This window comes from Bordetella sp. H567 (assembly GCF_001704295.1).
Taxonomy (GTDB): domain Bacteria; phylum Pseudomonadota; class Gammaproteobacteria; order Burkholderiales; family Burkholderiaceae_B; genus Bordetella_C.
Genome location: NZ_CP012334.1, coordinates 819081 through 838896, shown reverse-complemented (window position 1 = coordinate 838896; position 19816 = coordinate 819081). Strand labels below are relative to the sequence as shown.

Annotated in this window: 16 protein-coding genes; 7 read left to right on the top strand and 9 right to left on the bottom strand. The window is 67.4% G+C overall.

The window, feature by feature from the left end:
* Positions 1-7 precede the first annotated feature (7 nt).
* Positions 8-403, top strand: coding sequence for a GtrA family protein (locus AKI39_RS03750; RefSeq protein ID WP_066632497.1), 396 nt, complete (start codon positions 8-10; stop codon positions 401-403).
* Here AKI39_RS03750 and AKI39_RS03745 read toward each other — a convergent pair.
* Positions 363-1961 carry an ArnT family glycosyltransferase gene (locus AKI39_RS03745; RefSeq protein ID WP_066632496.1) on the bottom strand — a complete coding sequence of 533 codons (1599 nt, stop codon included), beginning with the start codon at positions 1959-1961 and terminating at the stop codon, positions 363-365. The genes AKI39_RS03750 and AKI39_RS03745 overlap by 41 nt on opposite strands.
* A 2-nt stretch (positions 1962-1963) precedes the next feature.
* Positions 1964-2992: a glycosyltransferase family 2 protein gene (locus tag AKI39_RS03740; RefSeq protein WP_066632495.1), complete on the bottom strand. Its 1029-nt coding sequence runs from the start codon at positions 2990-2992 to the stop codon at positions 1964-1966.
* A 289-nt stretch (positions 2993-3281) separates the two neighbouring features.
* On the opposite strand from AKI39_RS03740, the gene AKI39_RS03735 reads away from it, so the two are divergent.
* From AKI39_RS03735 to AKI39_RS03715, 5 genes are read left to right on the top strand one after another with little or no spacing between them, the layout of a single operon-like run.
* Complete coding sequence (locus AKI39_RS03735; RefSeq protein WP_066632493.1) at positions 3282-4331, top strand: TRAP transporter substrate-binding protein; 1050 nt, start codon at positions 3282-3284, stop codon at positions 4329-4331.
* A 47-nt stretch (positions 4332-4378) separates the two neighbouring features.
* Positions 4379-6280: a TRAP transporter large permease gene (locus AKI39_RS03730; protein WP_066632491.1), complete on the top strand. Its 1902-nt coding sequence runs from the start codon at positions 4379-4381 to the stop codon at positions 6278-6280.
* 9 nt (positions 6281-6289) lie between these two features.
* Positions 6290-7381, top strand: coding sequence for a LacI family DNA-binding transcriptional regulator (locus AKI39_RS03725; protein WP_066632490.1), 1092 nt, complete (start codon positions 6290-6292; stop codon positions 7379-7381).
* A complete protein-coding gene (locus AKI39_RS03720; protein ID WP_066632488.1) occupies positions 7378-8370 on the top strand; it encodes an NAD(P)-dependent oxidoreductase in 993 nt (330 codons plus the stop codon). The genes AKI39_RS03725 and AKI39_RS03720 overlap by 4 nt, the downstream gene beginning before the upstream one ends.
* 24 nt (positions 8371-8394) lie before the next feature.
* Positions 8395-9225, top strand: a complete 831-nt coding sequence (locus AKI39_RS03715; protein ID WP_066632486.1) for an amidohydrolase family protein — start codon at positions 8395-8397, stop codon at positions 9223-9225.
* Positions 9226-9319: 94 nt separating this feature from the next.
* Here AKI39_RS03715 and AKI39_RS03710 read toward each other — a convergent pair whose 3' ends face one another.
* From AKI39_RS03710 to AKI39_RS03680, 7 genes are all read right to left on the bottom strand, one after another.
* The gene (locus AKI39_RS03710; protein ID WP_235610744.1) at positions 9320-10858 is read right to left on the bottom strand and encodes an amidase; all 1539 of its coding nucleotides are present in this window, start codon (positions 10856-10858) and stop codon (positions 9320-9322) included.
* A 16-nt stretch (positions 10859-10874) separates the two neighbouring features.
* The gene (locus AKI39_RS03705) at positions 10875-11912 is read right to left on the bottom strand and encodes an ABC transporter ATP-binding protein (protein ID WP_066642104.1); all 1038 of its coding nucleotides are present in this window, start codon (positions 11910-11912) and stop codon (positions 10875-10877) included.
* An 11-nt stretch (positions 11913-11923) separates the two neighbouring features.
* The gene (locus AKI39_RS03700; RefSeq protein ID WP_066632477.1) at positions 11924-12943 is read right to left on the bottom strand and encodes an ABC transporter ATP-binding protein; all 1020 of its coding nucleotides are present in this window, start codon (positions 12941-12943) and stop codon (positions 11924-11926) included.
* 14 nt (positions 12944-12957) lie between these two features.
* Positions 12958-13893, bottom strand: a complete 936-nt coding sequence (locus AKI39_RS03695) for an ABC transporter permease (protein ID WP_083228605.1) — start codon at positions 13891-13893, stop codon at positions 12958-12960.
* A 22-nt stretch (positions 13894-13915) separates the two neighbouring features.
* Positions 13916-14851, bottom strand: a complete 936-nt coding sequence (locus AKI39_RS03690) for an ABC transporter permease (RefSeq protein ID WP_066632476.1) — start codon at positions 14849-14851, stop codon at positions 13916-13918.
* A 76-nt stretch (positions 14852-14927) separates the two neighbouring features.
* Positions 14928-16505 carry an ABC transporter substrate-binding protein gene (locus AKI39_RS03685; protein ID WP_066632475.1) on the bottom strand — a complete coding sequence of 526 codons (1578 nt, stop codon included), beginning with the start codon at positions 16503-16505 and terminating at the stop codon, positions 14928-14930.
* A gap of 60 nt (positions 16506-16565) precedes the next feature.
* The gene (locus tag AKI39_RS03680) at positions 16566-18005 is read right to left on the bottom strand and encodes a M81 family metallopeptidase (protein ID WP_066632474.1); all 1440 of its coding nucleotides are present in this window, start codon (positions 18003-18005) and stop codon (positions 16566-16568) included.
* Between the two features lie 333 nt (positions 18006-18338).
* Between AKI39_RS03680 and AKI39_RS03675 the strand changes: the two genes are divergently transcribed.
* The gene (locus AKI39_RS03675; protein ID WP_066632472.1) at positions 18339-19799 is read left to right on the top strand and encodes an N-acyl-D-amino-acid deacylase family protein; all 1461 of its coding nucleotides are present in this window, start codon (positions 18339-18341) and stop codon (positions 19797-19799) included.
* The last annotated feature ends 17 nt before the right edge of the window (positions 19800-19816 follow it).

Genomic DNA, 19816 nt, shown 5'->3' with positions numbered 1-19816 from the left:
TTTTGGAATGCGGGTTCTGATCCGACAATTGAGCTGGTTCATCGCCGTTGGCTGCGCGGCGGCCGCCACACACTGGGCGACCGTCGTCGCCTGCGTGGAAATCCTGCGCATGCCGCCCCTGGGGGCCAACGTCGTGGGCTGGTTGGTGGCGTTCTGTGTTTCGTTCAGCGGTCACTATCGACTCACTTTCCGTCACCAGGCCAGTGCTTGGCATGTGGCGGCGCGGCGGTTCTTCTGTATATCGGCCGCCGGATTCCTGGTGAATGAAGCCGCGTATGCCTGGCTGCTGCGCCGCACGGTGCTGCGATACGACGTTCTGCTCGCGCTGATATTGATCGGCATCGCGGTCCTGACCTTCCTGTTCAGCCGCTTTTGGGCGTTCCGCCGCAGTACTGCGACCTGAATGCCGCGTCGGGCACGAAGCGCCACAGCGCCCGCTTGCCGCTGACGGCGAACGGCGCCAGGCCGCGCAGGGCGGGATAGGCATCCTGGTCTTCCGCCGGCTGGCCCCAGAACCAGAATGTCTGGCCCGCGGGCGCGGCACACAAGCGCGCCTGCAGTTCATGCACGGAAATGAGCGCGTCCTTCATGACGTCGGGGCTGAACTGGCCGGCGTCATAAAGCTCCTTGCGCCAGCTGTCACGCCGGGGGATGTCCGGGTTGTTCCAGTCATCCACCACCCAGGCGGGACGCGCATTGCGCATCGCCATGGGCAGGTCGTACGCGTAGGCGTGCAGCATGACGATCTGGTCCCCCGGCTTGGCCTGCGGGCGCGCGGCCGCGCCCAGCGGCGCGGAGTTGGGCCGCGAGTAGATGGCCACGAATACGGTCATCAGCACGCACAGCCCGACCGCGGTCGCCAGGCAGACACGATAGCTTCGGCGCGTGCTCTCCCCGTCATCGGCCCTGGACAGCCCCGCCACGATGACCTCGGCCACCAATACGCCCAGCGGGGCCAGCGTCGGCAGCACGTAACCCACCAGCTTGGAGGCCGGCAGCGAGAAGAAGGCCAGCACCACCACGACCCAGATGCCCATCAGCAGGCGCACCGCATACGCATCGCCTTCGCGTTCCATCCAGAACGTCTTGCGGAAGACGGCCCCCAACCAGAAAGTCCAGGGCAGGATGAGGCCCGCCAGCACCGGCAGGTAGAACCAGATCGGCTGGCGGTTGTTGAAGCCGGTTTCGGCGAAGCGGTCGAACTGCTGGTAGACGAAGAAGTAATTGAAGAAGCCCGAGTAGTCCTCCTGCATGACCCAGAACCAGGGCAGGCAGACCACCAGGAAAGCGACGATGGCCGGCGGCCACAGCAGCGCGCGCAGGCCGCGCCATTGGCGCAGCATGACGATCCATATCAGCAGGATGCCGCCGGGCAGGACCACGCCGATCAGGCCTTTGGACAGCACGCCCAGCGCGGCCAGCACCCCCGTCGCCACGGCCAGCCAGCGCCAGTCTTTGCCGCGCATGGCGTTCAGCACCGTACTGGCGCCCGCGACGGTGGTCAGCGTGATCATGCCCGCCACCAGCATGTCCAGGTTGGCGAACTGCGCGGCGCCGAAGAAGAAGGGCTGGGTGGCCAATACCAGCAAGGCCACCGTTGCCGTCCGGACACCGCGGTAATGCCGCAGGAAGGCGTACACGGCCATCGTCGCCAGCCAGGCAGCCAGCCACGACGGCAGCCGCGCCGCCCAGGCATGCACGCCGAACACATCGAACGCGGTGGACGCCAGCCAATAGTAAAGGGGCGGCTTATGGAAGAAAGGCATGCCGTTGAGCATCGGCACGCCATGCTGGCCGGTGCTCAGCATGGCCCATGCGACCCCGGCATAGCGGCCTTCGTCGGGCAGCATCATGGGACGCAGCCACGACAGCCAGCACAACCAGACACCGGTGATCAGGAAAAGCCAACCCCTGGACAGCGACTCCAGGCGGCGCATCCATGCATCAAGCAAACGCGACATATTTATCGGGAATTATTTTTTTCGGTGAAAACTTTGCCGCGCTGTTCGCGCACGACATACAGGGGCCGCCCCTTCACTTCGTCGAAAATGCGGCCGACGTATTCGCCGACGACACCCAGCGACAGCAGATTGATGCCCGCGAAAAACATCAGGGCGGCAACGATGGTGGTCCAGCCAGACACTGCGTTGCCGTACAGCAGGAAGTCCACCACCAGATAGCAGCCGTAGGCGAAGGACAGCAGCGCAAAAGCCAGGCCTATCATGCTGACCATGCGCAGCGGCCAGGTGGTGAAGGCCGTCAGCCCGGCAAACGCCAGCTTGAAGAGCTTGCGCTTGCTGTAGTTCGTATTGCCGTAGGCGCGCTCGTCCGGCGTGTATGGCAGGGCTTCCGCCTGGAAGCCCACCCAGGCATACAGGCCCTTCATGAAGCGCGTGCGTTCCGGCAGGGCATTCAATGCCTGTACGACGCGGCGGTCCATCAAGCGGAAATCGCCCGCATTGGGGGGAACGTCCACACCGCGGCCTTCGCTGAGCATGCGGTAGAACATACGCGAGCCGGCGCGCTTGAACCACGACTCGCTGTCGCGGTTTTCGCGCACGGCGTAGACCATGTCGGCCCCCGCGCGCCAGCGCGCCAGCATCTCCGGGATGAGCGCCGGCGGGTGCTGCATGTCCGCGTCCAGGGAAATGACGACATCGCCGGTGGCGGCTTCCAGGCCGGCGCTGAGCGCGGCTTCCTTGCCGAAATTGCGCGACAGGCGCAGGTAGCGAAAGCCGTCGATGGCCGTCCACTTCTGCATGAGCTCCGGCGTACCGTCGGTGCTGCCGTCGTCGGTCACGATGACCTCCCACGCCGTGCATAGCTTGCCCAGCATGGACATCAGCGCGGGCAGCAGCACGCGCAGGTTGTCGCATTCGTTCAGGCAAGGAACGACACAGGAAATGCGGATATCCCGCTCTTCCTCTGTTCGCGAGGCTTCGGCGGGGAGCGTGCGGGCAGCGAACGCTTCGGAACGGGATTCGATATGCATGTCGATCGCAGGGGGGGAAACTGCTGCGGCGCAGTATCGCCCTGGCGACGTCGAATTTTCATGAAATGGGCGAGCAGCGGGTTGAGGAACACCCGAGGCGATTTGGTTGCGTCGCAGGGTGAATCTTGCACTGGGCATGCTCGATCCTCTTGCGGCCCTTGGCGCGGGCCCGTGGCGGGCTGGAAAGCCCATGGCAGGCCCCTATTGTAAAGAAACGGCAAAACACCTAGGATGCGTAGAACGATTTAGTAAATCGTTATACCTAAACCTATAAGCCGGAGACAAAAGCATGAGATCGCACGATTTTTCACGCCTGCCCGCCGCCGTATCCCGTCGCGGCTTCCTGAAGACCGCGGCCGGCGCCGCCGCCGCGATCGCCGCTCCCGGGGTCATGGCGGCCCCGGCCACGGTATCCCTGCGCTGCTCGATTTCGCAGCCGGCGGACCAGCAATCCGCCCAATACATCTGGTACGAGCGCTTCGCCGCCGACCTGAAGCAGTCCGCCGGCGACCGTATCCGGGTAGACATCTTTCCCAACGGACAGCTGGGAAAGGAGTCCGACGTGGTTCAGCAGGTGCGCCTGGGCTCCATCGACATGATGATCACAGGCAGTTCGATCTGGGCAACCGCCCTGCCGGAACTGGCGCTGCTGGACATGGGATTCGTGTTCGATAGCTGGGAGCATGTCAACAAGTCCGTGGACGCGGGTGTGGGCGATCAGTTCAACAAGCTGCTGCAATCGCGCACGGGGTGCACCTTCATCGGCTGGGGCAACCACTTCAATGCCCGCAGCGTCTACACGAAGAAAGTGGTGGAGCACGACAGCGACCTGAAAAACGTCAAGCTGCGCGTCCTGCCCACGCCCATCTTCGTCGAGACCTTCAAGCTGATGGGCGCCATTCCCACGCCCATTCCCATCAACGAGCTCTACACCGCCGTGCAGACGGGCGTGGTCGACGGCTTCGAGCATGATGCCGCGACGGTTCTGTCCAGCAAGTTCAACGAAGTCGTCAGCAACTGCTGGCTGACGAATCACCTGTTCAGCCCATCCATTACCGCCATCGGCAAGCGCGGCCTGGGCAAGGTGCCGGCAGACCTGCAGCCGGTCTTCCTGAAAGCGGCCCAGGAAGCGTCGCTGTACCAGCGCGAGGTGGCGGGTACCAAGGGCAAGCAGGCCCTGGCCGAGCTGGAAAAACAGGGCATCAAGTTCCACCCCATGGAGCCCGGCGAACGCCAGCGGCTGCGCCAGGCGATGGAAGACAAGCTGTGGCCCAGCGTGACCGCGCAGTACCCGGTCACCAAGCCCATGCTGGACATCATCAATAAATCGCGCGCCTGAGCGTCCCGACAGCACCGACGATGCCGCCCCGCGGCTGGGAGCACCGCATGAACGCACATGTACTGCCAGGAGGCGCCGGCCCGGCGCATGGGCACGCCGCCGCGGATGGCGCGGCGGCGCCCGCGCGCTGGCTGGGACGGATCTGCACCGTCATCGAACACTTCTGCGCCCTGGTCCTGGCCGTGGACGTGGGCGTGGTCTTCGTGTCCGTGATCCTGCGCTACTTCCTGCACAGCCCGGTGGACTGGGCGGAGGAAGCCGCGCGCGGCCTGATGGTGACGCTGGTCTTCCTGGGCGGCGCGACCGTGCTGGCACGGCGCCAGCATGTCGGCATCGAAGTCTTCCGCGGCCTGCTGCCGCGGCCGTGGCGCGTTCCGGCCATGCAGCTGGCAGGCTGGGCGGTGGCCGGCACCTCGGCGGCGCTGTGCGCTTCGTCCTGGGAACTGCTGCTCGATTCCGTGAACGTGACCACGCCCATCGGCACGCCGCAATGGATGAGCGTGCTGCCGGTATTCGTCGGCGCGCTGTTCATGACGGTCGTGGGCATCGCCAATGCGCTGTCAGGCCCGCGGCGCGCGGTCTATGGCACGCTGGCCGGGGCCGTCGCGCTGTGCGCGGCAGTCTGGGCCTGGAATGCCTGGATGCCCGAGGCCTGGGCGATCAGGCCGTGGCTGCTGCTGACCGCGGCCTTCTTCGGCAGCCTGATCGCCGGCGTGCCCATCGCCTTCGTGCTGGCGCTGTCTTCGCTGGTGTATTTCATGGCTGAACCGACGCTGCCGCTCATCATCTATTCGCAGCAGGTCATGGCGGGCATGGACCACTTCGTACTGCTGGCGATCCCCTTCTTCGTGCTGGCCGGCCTGATCATGGAATCCAACGGCATGTCGACCCGCCTGATCGAACTGCTGGTGCGGATGTTCGGCCGCGTGCGCGGCTCGATGAACCTGATCTCCATCCTGGCCACGGCCTTCTTCTCCGGCGTATCGGGCTCCAAGCTGGCCGATATCGCCGCCGTGGGCGGCATCGTGGTGCCGGCGGTTCGCCGCACCGAGCAGGACGTCAACGAGACCGCTGCGGTATTGGCCTGCTCCGCCGTCATGGCCGAGACCATTCCGCCGTGCGTGAACCTGATCATCATGGGCTTCGTTGCCAATATCTCGATCGGCGGGCTGTTCCTGGCTGGGCTGGTACCGGCGGCGGTCCTGGCCACCGGCCTGTCGGCCATGGCGATCTGGTTCGGCAAGAAAGTGGACCCCATGCGCGCCTTTCCGGTGCGCATGCCGTGGCCGCAGCTGCTGGGCGGCGCGTTCATCGCGCTGGTGATGGTGGGCATGATAGGCAAGGGCGTGACCTCGGGGGTGGCGACGTCGACGGAGGTCTCGGCCTTCGCGGTGGTGTATGCGCTGCTTGCCGGCGCGCTGGCCTTCCGCGAGCTGACCCCGCGCGCCATCGTGGCCCTGTTCGTGCGAGCGGCGTCCATGGCGGGCGGCATCCTGTTCATCATCGCGGCGGCGTCCAGCGTGGCGTTCGCGCTGACGGTGCAGCAGTTGCCTAGCTTCCTGTCCGACACCATGACGCACTTGGCGCACAACTACGGCAGCACCGCCTTCATCCTGGTGTCGGCGCTGCTGATGGTCGTCTTCGGCGCCATCCTGGAAGGCGCCCCGGCGCTGATCATCTTTGGGCCGCTGCTCACGCCCATCGCGCAGCAGGTCGGCGTGAATCCCCTGCACTTCGGCACCGTGGTGGTGATCGCCATGGGCCTGGGGCTGTTCAGCCCGCCCTTCGGCCTGGGCCTGTTCGCCACCTGCGCGATGACCGGCACGCGCGTCGAGCAGGTATCGCGGCCGATGGTGAAATACCTCGCCCTGCTCGTGATCATGCTTATAGTGCTGATTTTCGTGCCCGCGATCAGCCTGTGGGTACCCCGCATGATGAACATGGCTTGAGAAAACAGAATGACGACGATCCAGGATGTGGCCGCGCTGGCGGGCGTGTCGGTAAGCTCGGTATCGAATGTGCTGAACGGCCGCACGGACCGTCTCGGTCGCGATACCTTCCAGCGGGTGCAGGACGCCATCCGGGAGTTGAACTACCGCCCCAACCAGGCGGCGCGCCAGCTGAAGACCGGCTACGCGCCGCTGATCGGGCTGCTGGTGCCCTCCACGGCCAACCCCATGTTCGGTGAACTGGCGGTGCATGTGGAGGCGGCCGCGCGCGACGCGCACGGATTCCGCGTGTTGCTGGGCAACACGCACCGTGACCAGGAGCAGGAATCGCGCACCTTCGACGACCTGATCGCGCTGGGCGTGCGCGGCGTCATCCTGGCGTCGTCGCGTACCGACGAAGGTCACCTGGAAGCCGCCATCGCGCGAGGCCTGGCGATCGTCAGCTACGACCGCGGCGGCGACGGCGACGCGCATTCGCGCATCGACCATGTTTCTCCCGACAACACGCTGGCGTCCCGGCTGGCGGTCGAACATCTGGTGGCCCACGGTCACCAGTGGCTGGCCCTGGTCACCCCGGACGTCAAGACCGTAAGCCGCGAGCTCAAGCGCCGGGGCTTTCTGGAAGCGGCGCGGCAGGCCGGCGCGGGCGCACACGCCCAGGTGCTGGAAGGCGCGACCGGGTCCGGCTATGGCGATTCGCACCTGGCCGACGAAGGCTATGCCATGGCCGGCCGCATTGCGGCGATGAAAACCCGGCCCACCGGCATCATCGCCATCAACGACATGATGGCCCTGGGCCTGATGGCCGGCCTGCATGGCGCCGGGCTGTCCGTGCCGGGCGACGTGTCGGTGATCGGCATGGACAACCTGGTGATGACCGCCTACGCCAATCCACCGCTGACCACGGTGGAAATGCCCAGCGCCGACATGGCGCGCGCCATGGTCGCCATGGTCGTCGAGCGCCTTGCCCAACCCGGATTGCCGGCGCGCGAGGTGCTGTTCCAGCCGCGGCTGGTCGAACGCCGGTCCGTGGCCGCGCCGCCGGCCCTCGCCGCATCCCCGCGCCCACGCGCGCGGTCCCCAAGGAAATCCCCCGCATGACCACGATACTGTTGACGCATTCCCCGCAGGCCCTGGCCAATTACTACGGCGAGCGCGCTTTGCACGCGTTGCGCGAACTCGGCGAGGTACGCCTGAACCCGGGCGCGGATCCGACCACGCCACAGGACGTGATCCGCCTGGCACAGGGCTGCCAGATCGTCATCTCCAGCCGGCTGGCGGCGGCGCCGGCGGCGGTGTTCGAGGCCCTGCCCGACCTGGTCGCCTATTGCCGCGTGGCCGTCGACATCCGCAATATCGACGTGGACGCGGCCAGCCGCCATGGCGTACTGGTCACGCAGGCGACGCCGGGCTTCGATGCCTCCGTGTCCGAATGGGTACTGGGCGTGATGATCGACGCCAGCCGCAACATCAGCCGCGCCGCGGCGGCCTACTGGGGTGGGCAGGCGGCGCCGGTCGTCATGGGCCGCGAGCTGCGCGGCGCGACGGTGGGCATCATCGGCCACGGCCATATCGGCCGCTATCTGGCGCGGGCGTGCCAGGCGCTGGGGATGCGCGTGCTGGTGCAGGACCCGCAACCGCAAACCCTGCCCGACGGCATGCGGCAGGTGGAACGGGATGCCCTCCTGGCGGATTCCGACTACGTGGTCTGCCTGGCGCCTGCCCTGCCGGAGACCGCAAACCTGATGGGCCGCGACGCCTACGCACGCATGAAGCGCGAGGCGGTCTTCATCAACGCCTCGCGTGGCGAACTGGTGGACGAGGAAGCGCTGCGCGATGCGCTGGACAGCGGCACCATCGCGGGCTGCGCCCTGGACGTGGGGCGCGCGCAGGACCAGATGCCCTCGCTGGGGCTGGCCGCGCACCCGCGCGTCATCGCCACGCCGCACATCGGCGGCCTGACGCCGCAGGCGGCGGAACACCAGGCCATGGATACCGTCGCCCAGGTGCGCGCCATCCTGCGCGGCGAGACGCCGCCCCACGCCGTGAACCTGCCGCATGCCACGCGGCTGGCACGGCTGCGCCGCTGAACCCTTTTGGAAAGGAAAGCCGCAATGAAGACACCGCGTCTGAAGGCGCCGGCAGGCGCCTGCGATTGCCATATGCACGTGTACGAGCTCTCGCGCTACCCGCTCGCATCGACCGCCACGTTCCCGCCGCCGGAGGCGTCCTGGGACGATTACGTGCGGCTACGTGATTCGCTGGGCCTGGCGCGCGCGCTGATCGTCCAGGCCACCGGATATGGCTACGACAATCGCTGTGCCCTGGACGCACTGTCAAGATCGCGGGGCTCCGCCCGCATGATCGCGACACTGCCCGTGGATACGCCCGAGAGCGAACTCCGGCGCCTGCACGAGGCCGGTGTGCGAGGCGTCCGCTTCATGATGATCCCGAACAGCGGCGGGCTGATGCGCTGGGACATGCTGGCCCCGATGGCCCGGCGCCTCGCCGACCTGGGCTGGGTCATCAATTTGCAACTCGACGGCCGCGAACTGGCGGACTACGCCACGCTGCTACGCGACCTGCCCTGCCACATCAGCATCGATCACAACGGCAAGTTCCAGACGCCGGTGCCGGTATCCCATCCGGGTTTCCAAGCCCTGTTGGGCTTGCTGGATACGGGCAAGGTATGGGTGAAGTTATCCGCGCCTTATGAAACGTCGGTGTCCGGGCCGCCTGGCTATGACGACGTCAGCGTGCTGGCCCGCGCGCTGGTGGCGGCGAATCCGGATCGTTGCCTGTGGGCGAGCAACCATCCGCACCCGGGACGCCAGGATACGCCCGACAACGCGGATATGCTGGACATGCTGCTGCATTGGGCGCCGGATGAAGCGGTCCGTCGAAAGATCCTGGTGGATAATCCAGCGTATCTGTACGGGTTCTGATTGAAGGACAGCGCACCGCTGCGCGCTCCGCGCTTGGAAGTCGCGCAATAGTTCCATGTTGGTGGGCAGAAGATCCTGACCCCACCAGCCGCGCTTAATCGAGTGTCGGCAAAGGGATGGGACCGCGCGCCTGCTCGAAGGCATACGCCAGGCCCAGCAAGCGCGCTTCGTCATACGGCGCGGCCATGAACGACAGGCCCATGGGCACGCCGGCCCGCGCCATGCCGGCCGGCACGCTGATTTCGGGCAGACCGGCCACGCTGGCGACGTACAGGCCGGCATAGGGGTTGACGGGGTAGTCGACGTAGCCGGGATCCGGCCGGTCGTAGCGTGGCGATGCGGGGCAGGACAGCGTCGGAAAAACCAGCGCGGCCAGGTCGTCCTGCCGCAGGCCGTGCACGACGGCGGCGCGATAGCCGGCCAAGGCGGCCTGCGCCCGCGCACGCTCCAGAGCCGTTTGCGTCCGCGCCTTGTCCAGCGCGCGCCGCATGCCGTCCAGCGTGCGTGGATTGATCGCGCGCGACGGACATGCGGCCGACCAGGCGGCCGCGGCCGCCAGCAGTTGCGCCATGTCGCGCGGTCCGCCTCCGATACCCGCGGCCAGATAGGCATCCAGCTGGCCCGGCCACTCCGCATCGGCCAGCGGCGCCAGCAAGCTGGTATGCAGCGTCGTGATGGGCGAAGACGGAGGCGCCGGCTGACCCGCATGCGGCGCGGCGATCGGCTCGGACGATAGCGCGGGCAACCGCACCGGCACCAGCGTGGCGCCGCGTTCGCGCAGGCGCGCCAAGGCATCCTGCATCATGGCGCGCACTTCTTCATCGTCCCCCGGAAAATCCTCGACCACGCCGATGCGCGCGCCGTGCAGGGCCTCCACGCGCAGGCCGTCAAGGTATTCGCCACGCTCCGCGCCCGGCATCGCGCAGACCATGGTCCGCAGCAGCAAGGCCACGTCGCGCACACAGTGCGCCATCGGGCCCACCGTATCGAAGGACAGCGCCAGCGGCAGCACGCCGTCGATCGGCACCAGCCCCTGCGTGGGCCGCAGGCCGGCCAGGCCCGTCACGCAGGCCGGCGCGCGCACGGAGCCGAAGCTATCGGTGCCGAGCGCCGCCGCGGCGAACCCGGCCGCCACCGCCGCCGCGCTGCCGCTGCTCGATCCCGCCGCATTGCGCGCGCGGTTATAGGGATTCAAGGTCAGCCCGCCCAGCGAGCTGTAGCCATAGCGGCCGTTGGAGCAGGCGAACTCCGACATATTGGTCTTGCCCAGGACAATGGCCCCGGCCTCGCGCAGGCGCCGTACCACTTGCGCGTCCCGCGCCGGGCGATGTTCGCGCAGCGCCGCGCAACCCGCGGTGGTGGGCAGGCCGGCGATATCGATGTTGTCCTTCACGACGATGGGGATGCCATGCAGCGGGCCGCGCACCAGCCCCACGGCGCGTTCGCGATCCAGCTGTTGCGCCTGTGCGTGGACGTCGGGGCATAGCGCGATCATGGCGTTGATCCGTGCGCCCTGCTTGTCGTGCGCGGCGATGCGCGCCAGGAAGGCGTCCACGAGCTTCGTTGAACTCGTCGCCTGCGCGGCCAGCGCGGCGCCGATGTGGGTAAGGTCCTGGCCTATCGGGTCGTCCACCTCGTCTCCCGTGCTCTCAACGGAAATGGCAGGCCACCCACTGCGCCGCGCCCGGGCCGCCGTCCTGCACCGGCCGCGGCGTCAGGGCCGGCCGCTCCCGCTTGCAGATATCCTGGGCCAGCGGGCAACGCGTATGGAAGCGGCAGCCGCTGGGCGGGTTGGCCGGGCTGGGCGGATCCCCGCGCAGCAGCATGCGCTGGCTGCGCACGTGCGGATTGGGCACCGGCACCGCGGACAACAGGATCTCCGTGTAGGGATGGCGAGGCCGCGCGAACAGCGTGTCGCGGTCGGCCAGTTCCACCAGCTGCCCCAGATACATGACGGCCACGCGATGGCTGATGTGCCGCACCACCGCCAGGTCGTGCGCCACGAACAGATAGGCGATACCGAACTCCTGCTGCAAGTCCATCAGCAGGTTGATCACCTGCGCCTGCACCGAGACGTCCAGCGCCGACACGGGTTCGTCGCACACGATCAGCTTGGGCTGCAGGGCCAGGGCGCGCGCGATGCCCAGGCGCTGCCGCTGGCCGCCGGAGAACTCGTGCGGGAACTTCTTCATGGCCTCGGGCCGCAGGCCCACCTTGGAGAACAGCCATGCCACGCGTTCCGCGCGCTCGCGCGCCCCATGGCCGCGCGCATCGCGGAAATTGCGCATGGGCTCGGCGACGATGGCGCCGGCGGTCATGCGCGGGTTCAGCGATGCATAGGGATCCTGGAAAATGATCTGCATGTCGCGCCGCCGCTCGCGCATGCGCGCGGGGTCCAGCCGGGCGATGTCTTCCCCCTCCAGCATGACCGAACCGGAGGTCGGCTCGATCAGGCGCAGGATGGACTTGCCGGTCGTGGTCTTGCCGCAGCCGGACTCGCCGACCAGCGACAGGGTTTCCCCACGCGCCACGTCGAAGGACACGCCGTCGACGGCCTGCACCGTGGGCCGCGCGCGGCCCAGCCAGCTCGACGAGCCGGGATAATGCTTGACCAGGTCGCGCACGCGCAGCAGCGGCGCGTTGGCCTCGCCGCCGTTTCCGCCGGCGCGCGGCGCATCGGCCTGCATGGATGCTCCGTTCATACCGCTGCTCCTTCCGCCGCCGTGGCAGCTACCCGCTCGGCCTCGAAACAGGCCACCACATGATCGTCGCCCAGGGCGCGCAGCGCGGGCGTTTCGCGCCGGCAGCGCTCGGTGGCGTAGGGGCAGCGCGGCGCGAAGCTGCAGCCTATGCCCAGTTGCGTGGGCGGCGGCACCATGCCGGGGATCTCGGTCAGGCGCTCGGCGGTGTTCATCGACGGCATGGATGCCATCAACGCCCGCGTATACGGATGCAAAGGCCGATCGAAAAGATCCACCACGGAAGCCTCTTCCACCTTGCGGCCGGCATACATCACCACCACGCGCTGGCAGCATTCCGCCACCACGCCCAGGTCATGGGTAATCATCACGATGCCCATCCCCAGCTTCTGCTGCAGGCCGCGCAGCAGCTCCAGTATCTGCGCCTGGATGGTGACGTCCAGCGCGGTGGTCGGCTCGTCGGCGATCAGCACCTCCGGATTGCAGGACAAGGCCAACGCGATCATCACGCGTTGACGCATGCCGCCCGACAGCTGGTGGGGATATTCGTTGACGCGCCGTTCCGGTTCGGCGATCTGCACCAGGCGCAGCATTTCCGTGGCGCGCGCCATGGCCTCCCGGCGGCCCACCTTCTGGTGCAGCATGACGGTTTCGGCGATCTGCCGGCCCACCGTCAGCACGGGATTGAGCGAGGTCATCGGCTCCTGGAAAATCATGGAGATACGGTTGCCCCGGATGGCACGCATCTGCTTTTCGCTGAGCGCCAGCAGGTTGGTGCCGCGGTAGCGCACCTCGCCGCCGGCGAAGCGCGCCGGCGGCATGGACAGCAGGCGCATGATGGACAGCGCGGTCACGCTCTTGCCGCAGCCGGATTCGCCCACCACGCCCAGCGTCTGGCCGGCGCGCACCTGGTAGGAGACGCCGTTGACGGATTTCACGGTGCCGGCCACGGTATCGAACCAGGTCGACAGATTGTCCACGTCCAGCAGGACCGGCGCGGACGACGGGTGTTCGGTCATGTCGCACCCACCCCTTACAGTTGGTTCGCCAGGCGCGGGTCCAGCGCATCGCGCAGGCCGTCGCCCATCAGGTTGATGGATAGCACGGTCAGCGCCAGCAGCGTGCCCGGATACAGGATGACGGTGAACGCCACCGCCACGAAGTTGCGGCCTTCGGCCATCATATTGCCCCAGCTGGGCACCTGCGCCGGCACGCCCACGCCCAGGAAGGACAGCACGGCTTCGGTCAGCACGGCGGTGGCGGCGATGAAGGTGGCCTGCACGATCAGCGGCGTCACGATATTGGGCAGGACATGGCGCACCAGGATCACCGGCAGGCGCGTGCCGATGGCATGCGCGGCCTCGACGAACAGCTGCTCGCGCAGCGTCAGCGCCAGCGAGCGCACCAGGCGCACCACGCGCGGCACTTGCGGAATGGTGATGGCCAGGATGACGGTCGACAGGCTGGCGCGGATCACCGCCATCAGCGCGATGGCCAACAGGATGTCCGGGATGGCCATCATGCCGTCCATGATGCGCATGATGATGGAGTCGGCCCAGCGCACGAAGCCGGCCATCAGGCCCAGCGCCACGCCCAGCACCGTCGCCAACGCGGCCACGGATATCGCCACGATGAGTGAGACGCGGCCCCCCCACACCGCGCGGCTGAACACGTCGCGGCCCAGTGCATCGGTGCCGAACCAATGCTGGGCCGACGGCGGCTTCAGGCGCTGCAGCGGATTGATGGCGGTGGGATTGTGCGTGGCGATCCAGGGCGCGGCCAGGGACAGCGCCGCGATGGCCAGCAGCAGCACGATGCCCAGGATCAGGGTCGGATGCTTGCGCAGCCAGCGCCAGCGCAGCGAAGGCGGCGCCTCGATGGCCGCGGCGGCGCTGGCCGTGTCGACGCCGGCCAGCGCGGCGGGCGCCGGCGTGCCGGCGGCATGCGTTGCGGAGGAAGTGTCGGACATCTCGTGGTTCCCAGGTACCGCGTCAATAGCGGATGCGCGGATCGAACAGGCGGTAGCTCAGGTCGATCAGCAGATTGATCAACACATAGGCGCCGGCCGACAGCAGCAGCACGCTCTGGATGACCGGATAGTCGTGGTGCTGGACCGAATCGATCACCAGCCTGCCGATGCCGGGGATGGCGAACACGGTTTCGGTCACCACCACGCCGCCGATCAGCAGCGCGATCCCGACGCCCACCGTGGTGGCGATGGGGATCGCCGCATTGCGCAGCGCATGGCCCAGCACCGGCATCACGCCCAGTCCCTTGGCGCGGGCCGTCCGGATGTAGTCCTCGTGCAGCACTTCCAGCACCGTGGCGCGCGTCATGCGCGTGATCAGCGCGATATACACCAGCGCCAGGTTCACGCACGGCAGGATCAGGCTGCGCAGCCAAGGCCACAGCCCGCTGGACAGCCGCGTATAGCCCTGCACCGGCAGCCAGTGCAGCTGCACCGCGAAGCCGTAGATCAGCAGGTAGCCGACCAGGAACACCGGCACGGAAAACGCCAGCACGGCGAACACCATGACCAGGCGGTCGATCCAGGTGCCGGCCTTGTAGGCCGCCAGCACGCCCAGCGGTATGGCCACCGCGATGGACAGCCCCATGGTCAGCACCGCGATCGACAGCGTGGGCTCCAGGCGCTGCGCCAGCAGGCTGGTGACGGAAACCTGGGTGAACAGCGAGGTTCCCAGGTCGCCGCGCAGCAGTTTGCCGGCCCACAGGAAGAACTGCTGCCACAGCGGCTGGTCCAGTCCCAGCGCGACATGCAGGCGCTGGATATCCTCGGCCGTGGCCAGGTCGCCGGCGATGAGCGCCGCCGGATCGCCCGGCGACAGGTGAATAAGCAGGAAGACGATCACCGCCACCACCGCCATGACAGGCAGGGTGGCCAGGATGCGCCGCAAGACATAAGCCATGGAGACTCCGGGCTTCTATTGCTACGTTGGCGCCATGGCCGCGCACGCGGCCTCCGGCGGAGGCCGCCGGCCGGCCTTATTTGTCCAATACCCACACATTGGGCAAGCCCCACAGCAGGTCGCTGTGCTGCACCGATTTACGCACCGCATGCACGCGGTTGTACTGGCCGACGGCGATGTAGGGGATGGCCTCGTAGGCGCGCTCCTGGAACTTGTCCAGCAGCGTCTTGCGCTGGGCCGGGTCGGTCGCGGCGATCCACTGGTTGCGCAATTCATCCAGCTGCTTGTCGCAGGGCCAGCCGGGCAGGCTGTTGCCGCAGGCGGCGCCCAGGTAGGTATTGTTGATCGGCGAATTCACGCTGTAGTCGGCGGCCGACGACAGGTAGATGCTCCAGCCGCCCTTGTCCACCGGGTTCTTGTTCGCGCGGCGCGCGGTTTCGGTGGCCCAGTCCATGGACTGGATGTCCAGGTTCATGCCCAGGTCCTGCATGGCCTGGATGGCGACCAGCGTGGCGGAATTCAGGTAGGCCACGTCGGTGGGCAGCAGCACGGCGATCTTCTCGCCCTTGTAGCCGGATTCGGCCAGCAGCTTCTTGGCTAGCGCCATGTCCACCTTGCGATAGGGCTCGGCGCCCGCGCTGGTGTCGTTGGGGCTGCCGCAGATGAAATACGTGGCGCAGTAGGCCATGCGCATATCGGCGGGATAGCCCATGGCCGTCACGAATTTCTCCTGGTCGATGGCGTGGCGCAGCGCCTGGCGCGCCTGCACCTTGTCGAACGGCGGGTTCAGGAAATTCATGATGATGTAGGCTTGCGACTTGCCGGTGACGCCGACGTGGATATCGCTGTCGCCGCGCAAGGCATCGATGTAGTCGGGCGGGACTTCCTCGATCATGTCGACTTCATTGTTCTTCAGCGCGGCGATGGCGCTGTTGGAATCCGGCAGGATGGCCCATTCGACGCGATCCACGTGCGAGGTCTTGTTGCCGGCCAGGCCGGACGGCGCGTCGCCGCGTCCCACGTAGGCCGGGTTGCGCACGAACACCAGCTTGCTGCCGGGCACCCATTCGTCACGCTTGAACAGGTAAGGGCCGGAGCCGACCACTTCGTTCAGCGGCGAGGTGTCGGGCATTTTCGCCAGGCGTTCGGGAATGATGAAAGCGGGATAGCTGGCCACCTTGGCCAGGCCGTCCAGCACCGGCCCGAAGGGCTGGTCCAGCGTCAGCGTGAAGGTCTTATCGTCGACGGCGGCCCACTTGCCGCCGGCTGCCACCATGGCCCGGCCGATGTTGTCGCGCTTTTCCCAGCGCTGCAGCGAGGCCACCACGTCGGCCGACCTGACCGGATTGCCGTCGCTGAACTTCAGGCCGTCGCGCAGCGTAAAGGTCCAGGACTTGCCATCCGGCGACGTCTTGTAGTTGGCCACCATCTGCGGCTGCGGGTTGCCCTTGGCGTCCGGCGCGAACAGCGTGTCGTACACCATGAAGCCGAAATTACGGGTGATGTAGGCCGTGGTGAAGAAGGGATCGAGCACCTTCAGGTCGGCGTAGGGCACCAGCCGCAAGGTCTTGCCCTCGGCCTGGGCGGGAGCGCCGGCCAGGCAGGCGGCGGCCATGGACAAGGCGGCGAGCGCGGATTGTATGCGGCGTTTCATGGAACAGCTCCGTGAGCGGAATCGAAAATGGAAAATGCTGCGAGCGTACTGCGGCCCGGCTTACAACGGCCACTTGGGCATGCGGATTTTCTTGTAGGTCAGGGTTTTCCAGTCCGGCGTGGCCACGCCCGGCGCGCCGACATAGATCACATGCTTCGCGATCCTGGAAAACGAGGCATAAAAATGCTGGGCCGACTTCACCGCCACGATCTTGCGTGCCGCCGGATCGCAACCAAGCTGGGTGAACAGGTCGATATTCATGGCCTGGTTGCGGTTGGACACCAGGACGATCTCCACGCCGCCGGCCTGCACCAGCGCGCAATCGCCCATGGCCATCGGGCTGCCGGTCAGGCCCGTCATCGTCATGTCGCGCCGCAGGGCGCGCACCGTGCACGACGCATCGACGGGATCCCCCGACAGGGGACCGATCTTGCCGCCCAGGCGCATGGGCAGCGTGGCGCCCTCGCCCGCATCGAAGGCGATGCGCACGGCCATCGGGTCCCACAGGGGGCCGAGCGCGGCGTCGGCGATACCGCGCTCCAGCAGGCGCCGCAGGACGTAGGTGGAATCGCCCGGCGCGCCGCTGCCGGGATTGTCGGCGCGGTCGGCCAGCACCACGGGGCCGCCATCGAAGGCCAGGGCCTCGTCGATGGCCTGGTCCACCGTGCGGTAGTTCACCATCAGGGCCTCACGCTGGCCGATCAGCTCGTCGGCCAGTTGGCGCGCCAGCCGGTCCGCCTGCGCTTGGTCGCCGTCCGTGTACACCAGGACCTTGGTGCCCATCTCCGGCACGTCGCCCGTGGCGAAGCCCATGGAGAACGACAGCGACAACACGCCGTCCTTGCCTTCCATTGCCCGCAGCTTGTTGACGAAGGCCAGGGCCGGATCGCGCGAGGTGTGCATGGGCACCACCATCTGGCAGTCGACCAGCGCGGCCACGGGGCGGGTTTTCCCTTGTGCCTTGGCCGCGCAGAGGTCGAAAAGCTGCTCCGCGCAATGCACGATGTCGGTGTGCGGATATTCCTTGTACAGCACCACCACGTCGGCGCTCTGGACGATCAGCGGGCTCAGGTGGGCGTGCGGGTCCAGCTCGGTGCCGATGACCACGTCCGGCCCGACGATCTCGCGTGCGCGGGCCAGCAGGTCGCCTTCGCAATCGTCGTAGCCGTCGGCCACCATGGCGCCATGCAGGCCCAGCAGCACGATGTCCACCGGCAATGCGGCGCGCAGATCGGCCAGGATCTCCTCGCGCAGGGTTTCATAGGCCTCGCGGGTGGTGATGCCGCTGGGCTGGGCGGACGCCACCAGGCCTTCCTTCAGCGTCCAACCCAGCGGGCCGCAGCGCTTGCGCGCCACCCACAGCGGCGCGCCCTGCGAGGTGGGCGTGTCGGGATGCGTGCCGGCCGGAAAATATTCGCGCCCGCGAAACGAAGCCAGGCTGGTCGGCAAGGGCGCGAAGGTGTTCGTCTCGGTGCCGAGGCCGGCGCTGAAGATACGCATGCTGTGGGTCCTTTGGGGCTTGAAGGCGCCGGGGACGCTCCCCCGGGATCTTGCGCGCATCATGCCGTTTGCCCGTGCCCTCGTACAAATAGCAATTCTGGCATGGCCCATAACCGATGGTTATGCAGAGACCTGCTCATTAGGGTAAACGCCTATATTGCCGACGTCCCATGCGGCCGCGCGTTTTACTTCCATGCCAAAAGGTTATGTCGCGCCCCTGTATAGGCATTGGCCCGCGACGGTGCCCGGGCGCACAATGCCGCATGACGCTGCGCGGGCAAGGTCGCGCAGGAAAGCCGAATCGGAAAATCGAGCCAAGAAAGGATCGCAAGCATGGACGAGACGCAACAGCCCTACGACCTGGTATTGCACGGCGGCGACGTCATCGACGGCACCGGCGCGCCGCGCCGACGCGCCGACGTGGGCGTGCGGGATGGTCGCATTGCGGCCATCGGCGACCTTGCCGCCGCACCCGCCGCGCGGCGGCTGGATGTCTCCGGGCTGGCGGTCGCGCCGGGCTTCATCGACAGCCACGCGCATGACGATCGCGCCGTGCTGGATATGCCTGACATGCTGCCCAAGGTGTCGCAGGGCGTCACGACGGTCGTCAACGGCAATTGCGGCATCAGCCTGGCGCCGCTGCGCGGCGGCGAACCGCTGGTGCCGCCGCTGAACCTGCTGGGCCGCGGCGACAGCTACGGCAGTTTCGCCGCCTACCGCCAGGCCATCGACGCCACCCGGCCAGCGGTCAACGTCGCGGCGATGGTGGGCCATTCCACCCTGCGCGTCATGCGCATGGCGGACGTGACCCGGCCGGCCACCGCCGCCGAGATCGACGCCATGCGCGGCGACGTGGAGCAGGCCCTGAACGACGGCGCGCTGGGCGTATCCACCGGCACCTTCTATCCCCCCGCCGCCGCCGCGCCGGAGGCGGAAATCATCGCGGTCTGCGAACCCTTGACGCGGCTGGGCGGGATATACGCGACCCATATGCGCGACGAAGGCGATCGCGTCATGGAGGCCATCGATGAAAGCCTGCGCATCGGCGCCGCCTTGAACGTGCCCGTCGTGATTTCGCACCACAAGCTGGTGGGCAAGCACAATCACGGACGCTCGGCGCAGACGCTGGCCCGCATCGGCGATGCCGGCCGCACGCAGTCCGTCTGCCTGGACTGCTATCCCTACGATGCCTCTTCGACCATCCTGCGGCCGGAACGGGTGGAGATCTGCGACCGTACCCTGATCACCTGGTCCGAGCCGCACCCCGAAGCCGCGGGCCGCTATCTGGAGGACCTGGCGCGCGAATGGAATTGCAGCCCCCGGGAAGCCGCCGAATCCTTGCTGCCGGCCGGCGCCGTGTACTTCATCATGGATGACGGCGACGTGCGTCGCATCCTGCAGTATCCGGACACGATGATCGGTTCGGACGGGCTGGCCAGCGAAGGCCGCCCGCATCCGCGCCTGTGGGGCACCTTCCCGCGCGTGCTGGGCCATTACGGCCGCAAGCTGGGCCTGTTCCCGCTGGAGAACGCCGTCTACCGCATGACCGGCCTGACCGCCATGCGCCTGGGCCTGCGCGAACGCGGCCGCATCGCCCCCGGCTGCCATGCCGACCTGGCGGTGTTCGACCCGGACACCATCATCGACAACGCCACCTTCGATACCCCGACCGAAGCCTGCACCGGCATGCGCCACGTCTTCGTGGGGGGTATCGCCACATGGCAGGACGGCGCGGCCACCGGCGCGCGGCCGGGCCGCTTCATCGCGGATCGGCCTGGATTGCCCACTCCTTAGCGCGATATCCCAGGAAG

Coding starts and splice junctions, on each gene's coding strand:
- AKI39_RS03730 (WP_066632491.1), top strand. CDS start 4,379: ATGAACGCACATGTACTGCCAGGAGGCGCCGGCCCGGCGCATGGGCAC.
- AKI39_RS03750 (WP_066632497.1), top strand. CDS start 8: ATGCGGGTTCTGATCCGACAATTGAGCTGGTTCATCGCCGTTGGCTGC.
- AKI39_RS03680 (WP_066632474.1), bottom strand. CDS start 18,005: ATGCGTATCTTCAGCGCCGGCCTCGGCACCGAGACGAACACCTTCGCG.
- AKI39_RS03740 (WP_066632495.1), bottom strand. CDS start 2,992: ATGCATATCGAATCCCGTTCCGAAGCGTTCGCTGCCCGCACGCTCCCC.
- AKI39_RS03690 (WP_066632476.1), bottom strand. CDS start 14,851: ATGGCTTATGTCTTGCGGCGCATCCTGGCCACCCTGCCTGTCATGGCG.
- AKI39_RS03695 (WP_083228605.1), bottom strand. CDS start 13,893: ATGTCCGACACTTCCTCCGCAACGCATGCCGCCGGCACGCCGGCGCCC.
- AKI39_RS03715 (WP_066632486.1), top strand. CDS start 8,395: ATGAAGACACCGCGTCTGAAGGCGCCGGCAGGCGCCTGCGATTGCCAT.
- AKI39_RS03745 (WP_066632496.1), bottom strand. CDS start 1,961: ATGTCGCGTTTGCTTGATGCATGGATGCGCCGCCTGGAGTCGCTGTCC.
- AKI39_RS03720 (WP_066632488.1), top strand. CDS start 7,378: ATGACCACGATACTGTTGACGCATTCCCCGCAGGCCCTGGCCAATTAC.
- AKI39_RS03675 (WP_066632472.1), top strand. CDS start 18,339: ATGGACGAGACGCAACAGCCCTACGACCTGGTATTGCACGGCGGCGAC.
- AKI39_RS03725 (WP_066632490.1), top strand. CDS start 6,290: ATGACGACGATCCAGGATGTGGCCGCGCTGGCGGGCGTGTCGGTAAGC.
- AKI39_RS03705 (WP_066642104.1), bottom strand. CDS start 11,912: ATGCAGGCCGATGCGCCGCGCGCCGGCGGAAACGGCGGCGAGGCCAAC.
- AKI39_RS03700 (WP_066632477.1), bottom strand. CDS start 12,943: ATGACCGAACACCCGTCGTCCGCGCCGGTCCTGCTGGACGTGGACAAT.
- AKI39_RS03735 (WP_066632493.1), top strand. CDS start 3,282: ATGAGATCGCACGATTTTTCACGCCTGCCCGCCGCCGTATCCCGTCGC.
- AKI39_RS03685 (WP_066632475.1), bottom strand. CDS start 16,505: ATGAAACGCCGCATACAATCCGCGCTCGCCGCCTTGTCCATGGCCGCC.